This is a genomic window from Sediminicoccus sp. KRV36 (assembly GCF_023243115.1).
In the GTDB taxonomy this organism is placed as follows: Bacteria; Pseudomonadota; Alphaproteobacteria; order Acetobacterales; family Acetobacteraceae; genus Roseococcus.
In genome coordinates this window covers 4,529,597-4,544,446 of record NZ_CP085081.1, presented here as the reverse complement: position 1 = coordinate 4,544,446, position 14,850 = coordinate 4,529,597, and the positions used below count along the sequence as shown (strand labels likewise).

Annotated in this window: 15 protein-coding genes; 6 read left to right on the top strand and 9 right to left on the bottom strand. The window is 68.0% G+C overall.

The annotated features are described in order from the left end of the window. Positions 1 to 151 precede the first annotated feature (151 nt). The 5 genes from LHU95_RS21600 (at position 152) to LHU95_RS21580 (ending at position 5,079) form a co-directional block, all read left to right on the top strand. Positions 152 to 1,294, top strand: coding sequence for a DegT/DnrJ/EryC1/StrS family aminotransferase (locus LHU95_RS21600; protein WP_248711599.1), 1,143 nt, complete (start codon positions 152 to 154; stop codon positions 1,292 to 1,294). Positions 1,295 to 1,354: 60 nt separating this feature from the next. Beyond that, the gene (locus LHU95_RS21595; RefSeq protein ID WP_248709016.1) at positions 1,355 to 2,044 is read left to right on the top strand and encodes a DUF1194 domain-containing protein; all 690 of its coding nucleotides are present in this window, start codon (positions 1,355 to 1,357) and stop codon (positions 2,042 to 2,044) included. Between the two features lie 31 nt (positions 2,045 to 2,075). Next, positions 2,076 to 3,332: an FkbM family methyltransferase gene (locus tag LHU95_RS21590; protein WP_248709015.1), complete on the top strand. Its 1,257-nt coding sequence runs from the start codon at positions 2,076 to 2,078 to the stop codon at positions 3,330 to 3,332. Next, positions 3,329 to 4,402 carry a hypothetical protein gene (locus LHU95_RS21585; protein WP_248709014.1) on the top strand — a complete coding sequence of 358 codons (1,074 nt, stop codon included), beginning with the start codon at positions 3,329 to 3,331 and terminating at the stop codon, positions 4,400 to 4,402. The genes LHU95_RS21590 and LHU95_RS21585 overlap by 4 nt, the downstream gene beginning before the upstream one ends. 80 nt (positions 4,403 to 4,482) lie before the next feature. Further along, the gene (locus tag LHU95_RS21580; protein ID WP_283094273.1) at positions 4,483 to 5,079 is read left to right on the top strand and encodes a D-sedoheptulose 7-phosphate isomerase; all 597 of its coding nucleotides are present in this window, start codon (positions 4,483 to 4,485) and stop codon (positions 5,077 to 5,079) included. A gap of 92 nt (positions 5,080 to 5,171) precedes the next feature. Here the strand turns inward: LHU95_RS21580 and LHU95_RS21575 are convergent, their stop codons facing one another. From LHU95_RS21575 to LHU95_RS21565, 3 genes are all read right to left on the bottom strand, one after another. Continuing rightward, on the bottom strand, positions 5,172 to 5,585 hold the full coding sequence (locus LHU95_RS21575) for a DUF3775 domain-containing protein (protein WP_248709013.1): 414 nt from the start codon (positions 5,583 to 5,585) through the stop codon (positions 5,172 to 5,174). A 69-nt stretch (positions 5,586 to 5,654) separates the two neighbouring features. Further along, complete coding sequence (locus LHU95_RS21570; RefSeq protein WP_248709012.1) at positions 5,655 to 6,491, bottom strand: aldo/keto reductase; 837 nt, start codon at positions 6,489 to 6,491, stop codon at positions 5,655 to 5,657. Further along, positions 6,488 to 7,519: a WD40 repeat domain-containing protein gene (locus tag LHU95_RS21565; protein ID WP_248709011.1), complete on the bottom strand. Its 1,032-nt coding sequence runs from the start codon at positions 7,517 to 7,519 to the stop codon at positions 6,488 to 6,490. Before LHU95_RS21565 ends, LHU95_RS21570 begins: the two co-directional genes overlap by 4 nt. Before the next feature lie 533 nt (positions 7,520 to 8,052). Between LHU95_RS21565 and LHU95_RS21560 the strand changes: the two genes are divergently transcribed. Next, positions 8,053 to 8,550, top strand: coding sequence for a hypothetical protein (locus tag LHU95_RS21560; RefSeq protein ID WP_248709010.1), 498 nt, complete (start codon positions 8,053 to 8,055; stop codon positions 8,548 to 8,550). Between the two features lie 226 nt (positions 8,551 to 8,776). On the opposite strand, the gene LHU95_RS21555 is transcribed toward LHU95_RS21560, so the two are convergent. The 6 genes from LHU95_RS21555 to LHU95_RS21530 form a co-directional block, all read right to left on the bottom strand. Next, positions 8,777 to 9,049 carry a hypothetical protein gene (locus tag LHU95_RS21555; protein ID WP_248709009.1) on the bottom strand — a complete coding sequence of 91 codons (273 nt, stop codon included), beginning with the start codon at positions 9,047 to 9,049 and terminating at the stop codon, positions 8,777 to 8,779. 117 nt (positions 9,050 to 9,166) lie between these two features. Next, on the bottom strand, positions 9,167 to 10,141 hold the full coding sequence (locus LHU95_RS21550; RefSeq protein ID WP_248709008.1) for an MBL fold metallo-hydrolase: 975 nt from the start codon (positions 10,139 to 10,141) through the stop codon (positions 9,167 to 9,169). A 58-nt stretch (positions 10,142 to 10,199) separates the two neighbouring features. Then, the gene (locus LHU95_RS21545) at positions 10,200 to 11,195 is read right to left on the bottom strand and encodes an MBL fold metallo-hydrolase (protein WP_248709007.1); all 996 of its coding nucleotides are present in this window, start codon (positions 11,193 to 11,195) and stop codon (positions 10,200 to 10,202) included. Between the two features lie 37 nt (positions 11,196 to 11,232). Then, positions 11,233 to 12,492 (bottom strand): class I SAM-dependent RNA methyltransferase, encoded by a 1,260-nt coding sequence (locus LHU95_RS21540; protein WP_248709006.1) that lies wholly within the window; start codon positions 12,490 to 12,492, stop codon positions 11,233 to 11,235. Positions 12,493 to 12,662: 170 nt separating this feature from the next. Next, entirely contained in the window at positions 12,663 to 13,865 is a 1,203-nt protein-coding gene (locus LHU95_RS21535; RefSeq protein ID WP_248709005.1) for an acyl-CoA dehydrogenase, read from the bottom strand. An 82-nt stretch (positions 13,866 to 13,947) separates the two neighbouring features. After that, entirely contained in the window at positions 13,948 to 14,793 is an 846-nt protein-coding gene (locus LHU95_RS21530; protein ID WP_248709004.1) for a c-type cytochrome, read from the bottom strand. Positions 14,794 to 14,850: the final 57 nt, after the last annotated feature.

Sequence of the window (14,850 nt, the reverse complement as noted above, 5' to 3'; positions counted from 1 at the left end):
GTTGAATCCCCGGGGGCTTGATCCATCCGCGGCGGTGGATCACGAAGCTGGGATGAACCACACGCCCCCGATCCCGTCCACTGGCCCATCCACTGGCCCTTCCGCTGGCCCATCCGCCAACCACGCCACGCGGCCCATCGCGCTTTTCGACATGCAGGCCCAGCAGGCCCTGATCCGGACCGAGCTGGACCGCCGTGTGGAGCATGTCATCTCCTCGGGCCGTTTCATCAACGGGCCTGAGGTGGCCGAGCTGGAAGCCCGCCTCGCGGCGTTCTCGGGCGTGCATGCGGTCGGCGTCTCGTCCGGCACCGATGCCTTGCAGATCGCCATGATGGCCGAAGGGATCGGCCGGGGTGACGCCGTTTTCCTGCCCGCTTTCACCTACACCGCGACAGCCGAGGTGCCGCTGGTGCTGGGTGCCACGCCGGTCTTCGTGGATGTGGACGCGGACAGCTTCAACATGGATCTCGCGGATCTGGAGCGCCGGATTGCGCTCGTCCTCGCCGAGGGCAAGCTCCGGCCGCGCGCCATTGTGGGGGTGGATCTGTTCGGCCTTCCGGCGGATTGGGATGCCATCCGGATGATCGCCACCCGGCATGGCATGTTCACCCTGGATGACGCGGCGCAGGCTTTCGGCGCCACGCTGCACGGCAAGTCCCTCGGCCAGCATGCCGATGCGACGACGTTGAGCTTCTATCCCACCAAGACCCTGGGCTGTTACGGCGATGGTGGCGCAATCCTGACCCCATCGGAGGAGCGCGCGGCGCTGTATCGCTCCCTGCGCACCCATGGTGAGGGTGGTGGGCGGTATGAGGTGCTCCGCATCGGCATGAACGGGCGCCTCGATACGATCCAGGCCGCCATCCTGCTCTGCAAGATGGATCTCTTCGACCAGGAGCTGAAGGACCGCGCCAAGGTCGCCGCCTGGTATGGCGCGCGCCTGGCGGGCCGTGTCGCCTTGCAGCGCGTGCCGAATGAGGCGCAGAGCGCGTGGGGCCTCTATACCATCCGCTGCCGGGACGCGGCCGAGCGCGCGCGCGTGCAGGAATCGCTCAAGGCCGAGGGCATTCCCTTCGGCGTCTACTACCCCAAGCCGCTGCATCATCAGCCGGCCTATGCGGCAAGCCATGCCGAGGCCCTGGCCGGCGGCGCGCCCCCGCTGCCGGTGAGCGAGGCGCTGTGCCACCAGGTGATGTCGCTGCCCATGCACCCCTATCTGACCGAGGACGAGGTGGATCGCGTATGCGGGGCGGTGTTGCGTGGTCTGGGTCAGACCGCCGCACCGCGCAACTAAGGATTGCAATTCGCCTCCTGGTGACGGTTTCATGGCAGCTCCTGATGGAGGTTCAGTGCCATGCGCCGCCGTTCCCTGCTTGCCGCCTCGGCTGCGCTTCCGCTGGGTGCGCGGGCCCAGGCGCCCGAACCGGTGGATGTGCTCCTCGTGCTGGCCGTGGATGTCAGCCGCTCGATTGACGAGGATGAAGCGCGGCTGCAGCGCGAGGGCTACCGCAACGCCGTCAGCGATCCGCGCGTGGTGGAGGTCATCCGCCGCGGCATGATTGGCGCCATCGGCCTCGCCTATGTCGAATGGGCGGGCTTTGAGTATCAGCGCCTGGTGTTGCCCTGGACGCGTATCGGCGCGCAGCGCGAGGCCGATGCCTGGGCCTCGGCGCTGGCGGAGGCGCCGCGTGCCTCGCTCTCCTGGACTTCCATTTCGGGTGGCATTGATTTCGCGCGGCGCGCCCTGGCCGAGGCGCCTTTCGAGGGCACGCGGCGGGTGATTGATGTCTCAGGCGATGGCGTGAACAATTCCGGACGGCCGGCTGAACTCGCGCGGGATGAGGCCGTGGCGCAAGGCATCGTCATCAACGGGCTGCCCATCATCAATGACCGGCCCACCTTCGGCCGGATGCCCCAGGTTCCGCTGGACCAGTATTTCCAGCAGAGCGTGATCGGCGGTCCGGGCGCCTTCATGATCGTGGCGGAGGATTTCGACGCCTTCGGCACGGCGGTGCGACGCAAATTGATCCGGGAGATCGCTTGACGCCCCGCCGCGCGGCGCGGAAAAAGGTGGGATGGAGCCCATTCTCGAGAATACCCCGAATGTCGAGACGGTGCGCTGGGCCTATCGCTTCATCCTGGGCCGCGAACCGGAGAATGAGGCGGTCCTGGCCCATTGGGCATCGCTTGCCGATGGGCGTGTCATCCTCGCCTATTTTGTTCAATCGCCAGAGGCCCTGACGCAACAGGCGGCGGGCTTTCCCGCGCATGGCGCCTGGATCGCGGGCCCGCTGACAGCGGATGCGATCCAGGCCGCGTATCATCTGCGGTTCAATGCATCCCCCTCGGCCGAGGAAATCGCTGTTGAGGTGGCGGCCCATCGCAGCCTTGCCGCTTTTCGCCGCGCCTTGCTGGCCAGTCCGGAGGCGAGCGCCGCCGCGGCCGCCAGGCTGCCCGCCGCGGTCCCGCAACCCGCCAGTGCCGTCCCGGACAATTCAGGCCAGATCGAGGAGCACGGCTTCACCGTCCTCGGCCAGAGCTTCACGCTGCGCGGTGACCCTGCCGATGCCTATTGGCGCAGCCTTGTGGGTGGCGCGCCGGACCCAAGCCTCGAGCGACTTGCCCGCCTGCTCAACGCCGCTTTCCCGGATGGCGGCGCCGGGCGCGTCCTGGTGGATGCGGGCGCCAATATCGGGTTGACCAGCCTCGCCATGGCGATTGGCGCGCCCTATCACGCCGACCTGCTGTGCTTCGAACCTGATGAACGCAACCACGCCCTCCTGCGGCGCAACCTTGCGGCGCATGACCTGGGCCGGGCGCGCGTGCTGCCGGTGGCTCTGGCGGAGCGCGACGGCACGGCGCGGCTGCGCTGCGGCGCCGGCAACGCGGCCACCAGCGTCCTGATCGAGCCGCATAGCCGGGCCCAGAGCAATGGCGCGGTCTTCAAGCAGATCGAGGTCCGCCGCCTGGATAGTGTTCTGGCCGAACAGGGCGTGCAGCGGCTGGACGTGCTCAAGATCGATGTGGAGGGTGGCGAGACTTCGGTCATGCTGGGCGCCGCGGAAGCCATGGCGCGGGACAAGCCCTTCATCTTCGTGGAGTTCAACCTCTGGACCCAGATGACCGTCGGCGCGCGCAACCCGATGGAGGTGCTGGAGGAATGGCGCGCCGCCTTCCGTCACATGGTGGCCTTCGGCCCGACGGGGCAGCCCGTCCCCATCATGGATCATGACGGGCTGCTCTGGGTGCTGCACACGGTCATGACGGAGCGCGGCAGCGTGGATGACCTGATCCTCTGCGACCGGCTGGACTGGCTGGAGCGTTGGAATTGAGTGAGGCCGATGAGCGGCTGACCCCACCCATGGTCCGGTGGGGATATCGCTTCCTGCTCGGCCGGGACCCTGAAAGCGAGGCGGTGATCGAGGCCTGGTGCGGGGCCGGCAGCCTGCGGGCCCTGCGCGAGGGGATCCTGGTCAGCCCGGAGATGGCGGCACTTGCGATGGCCGATTTCCCGGAGCGGGGCGGCTGGATTGACAATCAGGCGACGGATGAGGCGGTCCGCGCCTGCCTGATGCTGCGCGACGGGACGGCGCCGGATGATGAGCAGGTTCAGCTGCTGCGGCTGCGTTGCCCCAGCTTGCGCGCCCTGCGGCGCTTCCTGCTCGGCAGCGCTGAGATCGCGCACCGGCTGCCGCGCCCGGATGGCCCGCGCAGCCGCAGCATCCGGCTGCTTGGCCAGGATTACTCACTGAAGGGCGACAGCCGCGAGCCCGAATTCATCGCTGCCCCCGGCCTTGCACCTCGGTTGGCCGCCTTGCTGCGTGCCGCCTGGCCCGATGGTGGTGCTGGCCGCGTCCTGCTGGAGGCAGGGGCCGGCATCGGCGTCAACACGCTCGGTCTGGCCGCCGGTGCGCCGCGCCATGCCGCGCTGATCGCCCATGAGGCTTCGCTGCGGCGGGCAGCGGCGCTTGCGGAGAATCTCGCCGATAATGGGTTGGAAGCGGCCTCGGCGCGCGCAATTTCGATGGGCCAGGTGCAGGAGGCCATGCAGCGCGAGAGCCTGCAGCGCCTCGATTTTCTACGACTGAACGAGGCTGATGCCGCGCGCCGGGCGCCCGAAATGGCGCCATGGCTGCTGGAACGCGGGGTCCTGACCATCGTCAGCTTCGACCTCGCGGAACTGCTCAGCGAGGCTGGCCCTGGGCCACGGGACTTGCTGGCCGCCTGTGTGGCGGCCTTCCCGCATGTCGTCGCCTTCGATGCGGCGCATGAGCCGCAGCCCCTGCTGGATGGCGTGGAAATCAATACCGCCCTGCATCGCGCCCTGATGCGCCCCGACCGCCGGGACGAATTCCTGCTCTGCCCGGACCTCGACTGGCTGGAGCGCTATGTGGCGCAGTGACGCGCCACGCCCCTCCCACCCTTTGGCCGCATGGCGCATGTTGCGCGATCGGGGCGGCCGAGCAGAACGGTATCTGACCCATGGCCGAAGCCGTCACGATCCTGGGCGCGGTCCGCGCCTCCGCCGCCCTGATGGCGCGGATGGAAGCCGATACGGCCATGCAGGAGGCCGCGACGCGCGCCGCCGAAGCCTGCATCGCCGCCCTTCGCGCGGGTGGCAAGGTGATGATCTGCGGCAATGGCGGCAGCGCCGCCGATGCGCAGCATTGGGCGGGGGAGTTGGTGAGCCGCTTCCATTATGATCGCCCTGGCCTCGCGGCCATCGCGCTCAGTACCGACAGCTCCATCCTGACCGGCATCGGCAATGACTATGGCTATGACCGCGTCTTTTCCCGCCAGGTGGAGGCGCTGGGCCAGAAGGGTGATGTCCTGTTCGGGCTGACAACCTCGGGCCGCTCGGCGAATATTCACGCGGCCATGCGCGCCGCGCGTGAGCGGGGCATCCTCACCGTGGGCTTTACCGGGAACGGACCCGGGACGGCGGAATTGGCTGCCCTGTGTGACCTGCTGATCCGGATCCCCAGCGCATCAACGCCCTCCATTCAGGAAGGGCATGAGGTCCTGGGCCACGCCATCTGCGCCATGGTCGAAGCCGCGATGTTTCCGCGCAAAGACTGAGCGCCGCGCGCCTGGCAGCGGCTGGAAGGCCTCTGCCGCGGCGCTGCTGTCAGCGTGACGCGCTCAGGCTGAACAGCCAGGCCAACCCTGCCTCAGCGTTCCACTTCTTCGATGGCGAGGCCGAAGGCGCCGGCTCCTTCGGTCAGAAGATCGGCCAGGCCTTCCAGGCCTGAAAGATAGGCGCTGGCATCGCCGCGGGCATTGCGCTCGGCGGCGAGTTTCAGCGCCTCCTGCCATTCCTCCGGCTCGTAATCGCCGCGTCCCATCCAGGCGAGCGCGATGAGCGCCACCTGCTGCTCCTCGTTCAGCTCGTCGATGTAATCGGTGAGCATCTCCTCGGTGATTTCGTCTTCCTCGTCGTCATCGAGTTCCTCATCATCGTCATCGCCGCCGATGCGGGCCTCCTCGGCCTCTTGCACGGCATTGGCCAGGTCTACGACGGTCGCGACGATCTCCAGGCTGATGCCGAGATCGAAGCCCTCCTCCTCTTCCTCCGCTTGCGACATTTGAAGGTCCTCCATGTGTCTGCCCGGGGCGGATCATAGCGCCCCCGGGGAAAATCTTCGACCTTCGGCTTATGCCGAGGGCGGGTCCCAGGCCGGAGCGAATTCCGGGTTCACGAAGCGCCGGTTCTTCGGCAGGGCCGGGAGGGCCGCGAGATCCGTCGCGCTCAGCACAAGCCGCGTGGCGGCCAGGTTCTCCGCCTGGCGGGCTGCGCTGCGGGCCTTGGGCACGGCCGCGACCAGGTTCTTGGAGAGCAGATAGGCCAACGCCACCTGGGCCGGCGTGGCACCGAGGCGGGCGGCGATGCCGGTCAGCACCGGGTGCTCCAGAACCTCACCCTTGCCGAGGGGGGTATAGCTGGTCATCACAATTCCGGCCGGCTGCGTGATGTCGAGCAGGGTTTGCTGGCCGAGCATGGCGTGCTGCTCCACCTGCAGGCAGGCGATGGGGGCGATGTCGAGCGCCAGGGCCTGCCGCAGCAGGGCACTCGGGAAGTTCGAGACGCCGACAGCCCGGGCCAGCCCCGCCGCATGGATCTCGGCCAGTGCCGTCAGCACGGAGGGCAGGTTCAGCGCGGGCGAGGGCCAATGCACCAGCAAAAGATCCACATAAGGTTGCTTGAGCCGCTCCAGCGAGGCGGTGAAGGCGGCGCGGAAGGCTGGCCCCTCGGGCTTGTCATGCCAGATCTTCGTGGTGAGGAAGATATCGCCGCGCGGGATGCCGCTGGTGGCAAGGCCGGCGCCGACGGCAGCTTCATTGCCATACATCTCGGCCGTATCAATGTGCCGGTAGCCCAGGCCCAGGGCCGATTCCACGGCCTCCTCGCAATCCTGTCCCTTGAGCGGCCAGGTGCCGAGGCCCAGGGCAGGCATGGTCATTCGGGCGGTGGTCAGCAGGGGCGTGCTCATCGGGCGGAGAGGTCCAGGATGCCGACGAAACCGCTTTCGGTTCCGAAGGCGAGGTGGGAGCCGGCGGGGTTCCAGGCCAGGGCGGAAACCCCCCCATGCCCGGGCGGGGCCACCGGCAGGACCCGCCCCGTATTGATGTCGGCGAGCAGCACGAGGCCATCCTCGAAGCCGGCGGCCACCATCTCATGCACGGGGTGGCACAGCACCTGGGTGCACATCACGCCATCGCCGCCGGCGAGTTCGGTGGGCGCCTTGCCCATCGGCCCGCCGCCGAAAAACGGCCAGAGCACCACCGCCTCGGCGCCGCTGGTGGCCAGCCACTTTCCCTTGTGCGTGAAGGAAAGGCTGTGCGTCTTGGACGGATAGCCGGACATGCGCATGTGCTGCCCATCGCTCAGCCGCCAGCCATGCAACGACATTTCCTGCATGGCGGTGACGACATGCCCCCCCTCGGGATGGATGGCGATGGCTGCGTGGCTGCCCTTCCATTCCAGCAGGCGCGGCTTGTCTTCCTTCGCATTCACGAACCAGAGCGAGGCGCCGTTGTAATGGCTGGCGGCGACGCGCTTCCCCTTCATGTCAAAGGCAATGCCGCCGACCGTGGAGGGATGCGCCAGCGATTTCAGGGTGGCGCCCTTCGCGTCGAGAACATGCACGGCCTTGGCGACGGAAGCGGCCCGGATGCCGCTTTCATGCGCCACCACATGCTCCACCCATTTGCTGCCGAATTTGGCGAGTTCCGTGGCCGTGCCATCGGGGGCGATGCGCATCACGCGGCCATCATCGCCACCGGTCAGCGCGCCATCCTGGCCATCGGCGCAGAGGGAGAGCACGGCGCCTTTATGCGCCGGCACGCTCAGCCAATCCGCGGGCGCGCTGACCTGGGCGACCCGCACCGTGCCGTCACCAAGGCCGGCATGAAGTGAGCGGCCCTCCCGCCCGAAGGCGAGGCCAATGACCCAGGCGCCCAGCGCATGCGAGGTGCCGCGCTGGCCCAGCAGGAATTCGATATCGGTGCTCTCGGACATGGCCTTTCTTGCCGCGTTCCGCGGGCGGTGGCAACGCGGCCCCACCGCACGGCATACACCGAGCCGGATGGATGCGCGTCCGGGTGAGCATGGCAATCCGAGCGGCTTATCCGGTCACTTCACCGGACATGACCCGTGCCTCTGGGGCTGCTGAAACCGGTCTGACGGTGAGAGGGCTTTGCCCCCTCGCGTTGTCTCCGCTTTGCGGCCAACCCCACCAGCAAACCCGATTTCTTGGAACTTCGCTTGTACAAATCCCCTGATGAAGGTGCAGGAAACGCGTTTCCTGCCGGGGTGTTCGAGGGGCTGGCCCCTCGATTTCGTCACGCGGGTTTTCAGCGGCTGCTGCGCACGTCCCACGCGCGGCCGTTGGCGGCGCAAGCTCCAGCGGGTTGCTTTTCAGATGTCCTGAACGACCGAAGCGATACCGCTTCAACGCATGATGCTCTAATATCCAAACGATGCGCGCTTTTCTCTGGCTTGCCGTTCTCCTTGCCTGGGCCAGCCCCGGCTTTGCGGAATCGTCGGAAAGCATGACCCTGGGCGGCCAGGCGCGCACGGGGACAGATCAGCGCGCGGTGCGCTTCACCTTCCTCTGCTCCGCCAGCCGCGGGCCTGATATCACGGGTGTGCTTGGCCTGGACCTTGTGGTGCCGGCGCATGACACGCTGCGCGCGGTGTTCGATTTTGATCCCTTTGAAGGTCCGGATGCACGGGCGGGACGCCTCACCCAGTTGGAGAGCGCAGCGGAAGCCGGCTCAGGCGCGATGCGCGCCATGGTCAGCGGTTCGATCGGCGTGGATGCGGATTCGCCCTTCATCTTCAGCGTCAATGCGGCGCGCCGGCGCGATGCGGCCCGCCTCGCTGAGTTGAGCCGGCTCCTCGCGCCGCTGACCACCGGGGCCTCGCACCTCATCTGGACCCAGGGGAACACACGCGCCGGCGGGCCTGCCATCACGGCGCGGCTGGAGGCCAGTGCCGAGGATGCGGCGCGGCTGCGCGCCCTGCTGGGCCCCTGCCTGCCGCGATAGCGGCGCGGCGCGACCGGCTTGGTATCACGCGCCTTGCGGATCAGCCTGCAAGGGCGGCAAGGCGTGAACATCCCGGATCATGCGGCACGACAAAGGCCCCAGGCCCTGGGCACTTCATCCGCCAGGGAGCGATGCTGCCTGGCCCCTGCTCCAGGACACCTGCTCCAGGGCACTGGCGCAGAGGCATCCGGGCTGCTCCGGCCGGCTCGGTGGCGGGCGGCGAAGTTCAGCGGCTGGCGCTGGTGCGGCGGATGGGCGTGCCCGGGAAGTTGCGGTTGAACTGGGCCTGGCGGGCGGCGCGGGCGGCGCGCTCGGCCGCGGTGCCGGAGCCCTGGGCGGCCTGCATCCGCTCCAGCGTCGAGAAATCCTGCGGCAGGTTCCAGCCCTGGCCGAACACCACGCCATTCGGCGCGATGCCCTGCGCGGCGGCGCCATGGGCGAAGGCCGCGCCAGCGAAACCGGCGATCAGCAGGGCGGCGGTCAGGGTGAAGCGGCGCATGGGGATCTTCCTCGTCTCGGCGGCGGGGGGATTTCCCCGCCGGTGAGAGAAGAATTAGCGCGCGGCCCTCAATAGGCGTGAGGGCAAGAAATCAATAGCCGCGATAGGCAAGGCCGATCAAATGGCATTGCTCCAATCCGCCGGCACGAAGCGGAAGCCATCCCCCATGCGCTGGATGAAGCCATTGGCCGGGAAGGGGAAATGATATGCCGTCATCCGCGCGCGCTCGGCCGCGATGCGGGTGAAGATGGCCACGCGGCTGGCGGTCGCGGTCGGCCCGTCAATGTCGAAGATGCTGCTCCAACCAGGATTGCGCAGGAAGAGCTCGGGGCGGGAAGAGGTATCGGCGGTGACGAAAAGCTGCTCCGTGCCATCGGCCACATGGAAGATCGTGTGGCCGGGCGTGTGGCCATAGGCGGCCACGGCGCGCACGCCCGGCAGGATTTCCGCCCCGGCCGCGAAGCGCTCGATCTTGCCCTGATAAGGGCCAAAGCGGCGCGTCACATTGGCGAAGGTGCTGCGCTGCGCCTGCGGCACGCGGGATTCGTTGCTGGCATCGGCCCAGAACGCCCATTCCACCTCAGGAACAAAGACCTGCGCGTTGGGGAACAGCGCGACATTCTCGGCCGTGGTCAGCCCGGTGATGTGATCGCCGTGGAAATGGCTGACCACGATTCGCGTCACCCGCGCGGGATCAATTCCGGCGGCGGTGAGATTCTCCCGCATCCTGCCGGCGGTGGGCGCCAATTGCCCGCCCGTGCCGCTGTCGAACATGGTGAGGCCGGCGGGCGTCTCCAGGAAGGTCACGATGAAGGGATTGTCCAGCCGCGTGGTGGAGAGCATCGCGTCCCGCAACGCACCCTCGACGGCGGCCTGGTCGGCATTGGTGATCCAGCCGGTGCCTGGATTCTGGCGCGGGGCGAAGCCATCCCACACGGTGGTGGCAATAAAGCTGCCCACCCGGAAGCGATAAAACCCCGGGGCCTGGGCTGGGCCGGCTGGCGCCGCGGTTTGAGCCCGCGCCCGGCCGATCAAGGCCGGGGCAGCGAGCAAGGCAGCGCTGGCAACAAGCAGGTGACGGCGTTCTGTCATGACATGTTTCCTCATGGAGTGTCTGGCAAAAGCCGGCCTTGCGCCGGCGGGCAGGTGGTCAGACGGCGCTGGACCAATCGGCGGGCACGAACATGAAGCCCTGCACGCCGCCCGAGACATGGCGCGCGAAGTACCCATTGGCCGGGAAGGGGAAGTGGTAGCCCGTCACGCGAACGCGGTCCGTCGCCACCATGTCCAGGATGCGGCGGCGACCGGTGGCGGCGGCATCGCCGTCAAAATCGAAGACGATCTGCCATTCCGGGCGGCGGGCCATGATTTCCGGGCGGTTCATCGTATCGGCCAGGAAGATCATCTGCTCCGCGCCATCCGCGATCCGGAAGATGGTGTGCCCTGGCGTATGCCCATAGGCGGCGATGGAGGTGATGCCCGGCAGCACCTCGCCACCCGGCGTGATCTGGCGCACGCGGCCCTGGTAGGGGGCGAAGCGGCGCGCCGCATTGGCGAAGGTCGGGCGCTGGCCTTCTGGGCTGCGGGTCGTGTTGCCCTCATCCGCCCACCAGGCCCATTCCGGCGCGGGGACGATGACCTCGGCATTCGGGAAGGCGCGGCCATTCTCGGCATTGAGCAGGCCGTTGATGTGGTCGCCATGGAAATGGCTGTGGATGACGTGGGTGATCCGCGCGGGGTCGATGCCGGCGGCGGCCATGTTGGCGATCATCCGGCCATTGGTCGCCGTTGCGGCGGTGACGCCATTGCCGGCATCGAACACCACGAAGGTATCGCCGCGCTGGGCGAAGGTGATGGTGAAGGGAATGGTCAGCTGGTCGCCAGGCATGAAGCTGTCCGCCAGGACGGCGCGGACATCGTCCAGCGGCGCATTGCGCACGAAGTTCTCCACCGGGCGGCGAAAGAAGCCATCATGCACCGTCGTGATGGTCCAGGCGCCCACCTTGAAGCGATAAAAGCCAGGGGCCTGCGTGGCCGGCTGGGCTGCTGCCGGGGCGGCGGCCTGCTGGGCGGCGGCGGGCAGGGCCAGCGCGGTGGCGAGGGCGGCGGAGCCGGCGAACAGCATGCGGCGGTCGGTTGTCAGCATAACGATCTCTCCCTGGAACGAGACGGGAGATAAGGGCTCAGCGGGCAAAGACAACCACACTCTCCAAATGAGGCGACCACAGGAACTGATCCACCGGCACGGCCGAGACCAGCCCGAAGCCCGCCTCATGCAGCACGGCCGCATCCCGCCCCAGCGCCGCCGGGCTGCACGAGACGTAGATGACATGCGGCAGCTTGCTGCGGGCGATCTGCGCCACCTGTTCCGGCGCGCCGGCGAAGGGGGGGTCGAGCACGACGGCGGCGAAGTTCTTGAGCTCGGCCGGCAGCAGGGGTTGCCGCACCAGGTCCCGCCGCTCACCCAGCAGGCGCGAGACCTGGCCGGCATGGGCCGAACCGCGCAGCGCCTCGGCCGAGGCTGCATCCCCCTCATAGGCCTGGACCAGATGGCGCGCCGCCAGCGGAAAGGAGAGGGTGCCGATGCCGGCGTAGAGATCCGCGATGCGCGCGCGGGGCGACATCTTCTTCGGCAGCCCGGCCAGGACGGCGGCGATGATCGCGGCCTCGCCCTCGGCGCTGGCCTGCAGGAAGGCGCCAGGCGGTGGCGAGACGGTGATGCCCGAGAGCTTGTGCCGCACCGGGTTCACCTGGGCCGCCACCTCCGCCGGGCCGCCCTTGCCCTCCCAGGCGATGCGCGGAATTCCGACGCGTGCGGCGAATTCGGCCAGCAGCTTGCGGTCGGGCATGGAAAGCGGCGCATCGGTGCGCAGCAGGATATCCGGGCCGGAATCCAGCATGTTGATGACGGCCGAGCCCAGGCGCTTCAGCGCATTCAGCCCCCGCAGCGCATCCTGCAGGGCCGGCAGCAACGCCACCAGCGCGGGCAGCAGCACATGGCATTCGCGCATGGGCACCAGGTTGGTGGCGCCACGTTCGTGGAAGCCGATCTCGACCCGCCCATCCGGCAGGCGCTCCAGCCCCAGATCCGCGCGCTGGCGCACGGCGCGCGGCGTCGCGACCATGGGCGCCACCGCGGCCTCGGGGTAGCCCGCGCGCGAAAGGGCTTCAGCCAGGCGTCCGCGTTTCCATTCGGCATAGGGCGCATCGGCCCAATGCTGGAGCGAACAACCGCCGCAGATGGTGAAGTGCCGGCAAGGGGCCTCGACGCGCTCCGGGCTGGGCGTGATCACGCGGTCCAGTGCGGCGCGGTCCTTCGTGGTCTGCCGCGCCGCGACGCGATCCCCCGGGAGTGTGAAGGAGATGAAGGCCGAACCGCCATCCGGAAGCGGTGCGATGCCGTCGCCGCCAGCGCCCATCTGCGTGACCGTGAGTTCGAGCATGGGGCCGGGTACAACCTTCAAGAGCGGGGCATCACCGCGTCGGTGTGCCCCGAATGGCCCTCATGTGGCGGGGCCAGATGAGGGTGGGCAAGGCAGCAGAGCTTGGCAAGGCAGCAAGACTGAGCGCCTCAGCCGGGCGCCCAGCAGCAGGCAAGCGGGCTTACGGTGCGCTACCCGAAGGCGTTCAGCCCGGTGATGGCGCGGCCGAGGATCAGCGCATGCACATCATGCGTGCCCTCATAGGTGTTCACCGTCTCGAGATTCATGACGTGGCGGATGACGTGATACTCGTCCACGATCCCGTTGCCGCCATGCATGTCGCGGCTCATCCGCGCGATGTCGAGCGACTTGCCGCAATTGTTGCGCTTGATCAGGCTGATCATCTCGGGCGCGGCCTTGCCTTCGTCAAACAGGCGGCCGACGCGAAGTGCTGCCTGCAAGCCGAGGGTGATCTCGGTCTCCATATCCGCCAGCTTCTTCTGGATGAGCTGCGTCTGGGCCAGCGGCTTGCCGAACATCTTGCGGTTCAGCGTGTAGTCACGCGCCGCATGCATGCAGAATTCCGCCGCACCCAGCACGCCCCAGGCGATGCCGTAGCGCGCGCGGTTGAGGCAGGAGAAGGGCCCGGCCAGCGAGCGCACGCCGGGCAGGCGGTTCTCATCGGGGACGAAGACCTCATCCATCATGATCATGCCGGTGATGGAGGGGCGGAGCGAGAATTTTCCTTCAATTTTCGGCGTGGTCAGCCCTTTCATCCCGCGCTCCAGGAGGAACCCTCCGAGCGTGCCCTCATCATCCTTCGCCCAGACCAGGCAGACATCGGCGATGGGGGAATTGGTGATCCAGGTCTTGGAGCCGGAGACCAGCCAGCCGCCATCCACCTTCTTCGCGCGCGTGCGCATCGAGGAGGGGTCCGAACCCGCATCCGGCTCGGTCAGGCCGAAGCAGCCGACCCACTCGCCCATGCGCAGCTTCGGCAGGAACTTTTGTTTTTGCGCCTCGGAGCCATAGGCGTGGATCGGGAACATCACCAGGCTGGACTGCACGGAGAAGGCAGAGCGGTAGCCGCTATCCACGCGCTCCACCTCCCGCGCCATCAGCCCGTAGGCGACATAGGAAACGCCGGCGCAGCCATAGCCTTCCAGCGTGGCGCCCAGGAAACCCTGCTCGCCAAAGGCATTCATGATGGAGCGATCGAAGGTCTCATGCCGGTTGGCCATCAGCACGCCGGGCATCAGCTTGTCCTGGCAGAAGGCGCGGGCCGCATCGCGGATCATGCGCTCATCTTCGGTGAGTTGCTCGTCCAGCAGGAAGGCGTCGTCCCACTGAAAGGGCGCGGGCTTCGACTTGATGGCGGGGGAGACGACGTTCATGAATTTCTTCCTTCCGGCGACTTGGGGCGCGCGAAGCCTTTAACACGCCTGAGTTGGGCAGGACCATGGCCCGCGCAAGGCATCAGTCCAGCGGCGGCAAGCTGCGGAAATAGGCGAAGAGATCGGCGATGTCCCGATCCGTCATCGCGGCCCAGACCCGTCCGCGCCCCATGGGTGGCATCAGGGGCCGGCCATCGCCGCCGATCTCCTCGCGCAGCGCCCGGGTGAATTGCGCGAGACTCCAGTTGCCGATGCCCGTGCTGGTACTCGGGGTCAGGTTCCGTGCCACCACCGTGCCCCAGGGGCCCGTGAAGGAGAGGCCCTGCGCACCCTCCCGCCCCGGGATGATGCGCATGTCCGGCCCGCGGCCCGAATGGCAATCCAGGCAATGGGCGATGGGGCCGGCGAGGTAGGCGCCGCGCGCGACGGGATTGTCGGCCGGCGGCGGCACCGAGGCGACGGCGGGATGCGCCGGCACGGGGAAGGGATAGCTGGAGCGCCCGGCCACGGCGTTGCGCACGGGCGGCACGCTGCGCAGATAGGCGGCCATGGCGGCCACATCAGCGTCGGAAATGCCGGCGTAGAAATCAATCGGCATCGGCCAGCCGATTGGGGTGCCATCGGGCCGCCGGCCCTCACGGATGGCCGCGATGATCTGGGCTTGGGTCCAGTTGCCGATGCCGGTTTCCCGGTCGGGCGTAATGTTGGGCACGACGGCCCGCATCGGGCCCTCCTGCATCACCCACCCGCCGGCGAGACCCCGCCCGGCGATGGGCTGGCCATCCGGCGCCCGGCTTGCGTGGCAATTGCCGCAATGGCCGACAACCTCGACCAGGTAGCGGCCGCGCTCCAGCTGGGCGTTTGGTCCTTGCGCCCAGGCGGGCACGCAAAGCAGGGCCATCAGGCCCCAAAGCACCGGCAGACGCATCCCTCGGCCTCCTCCATTTCGTTGCTGAACGAGAATGGAAGGCTAAGGAAAAATCGC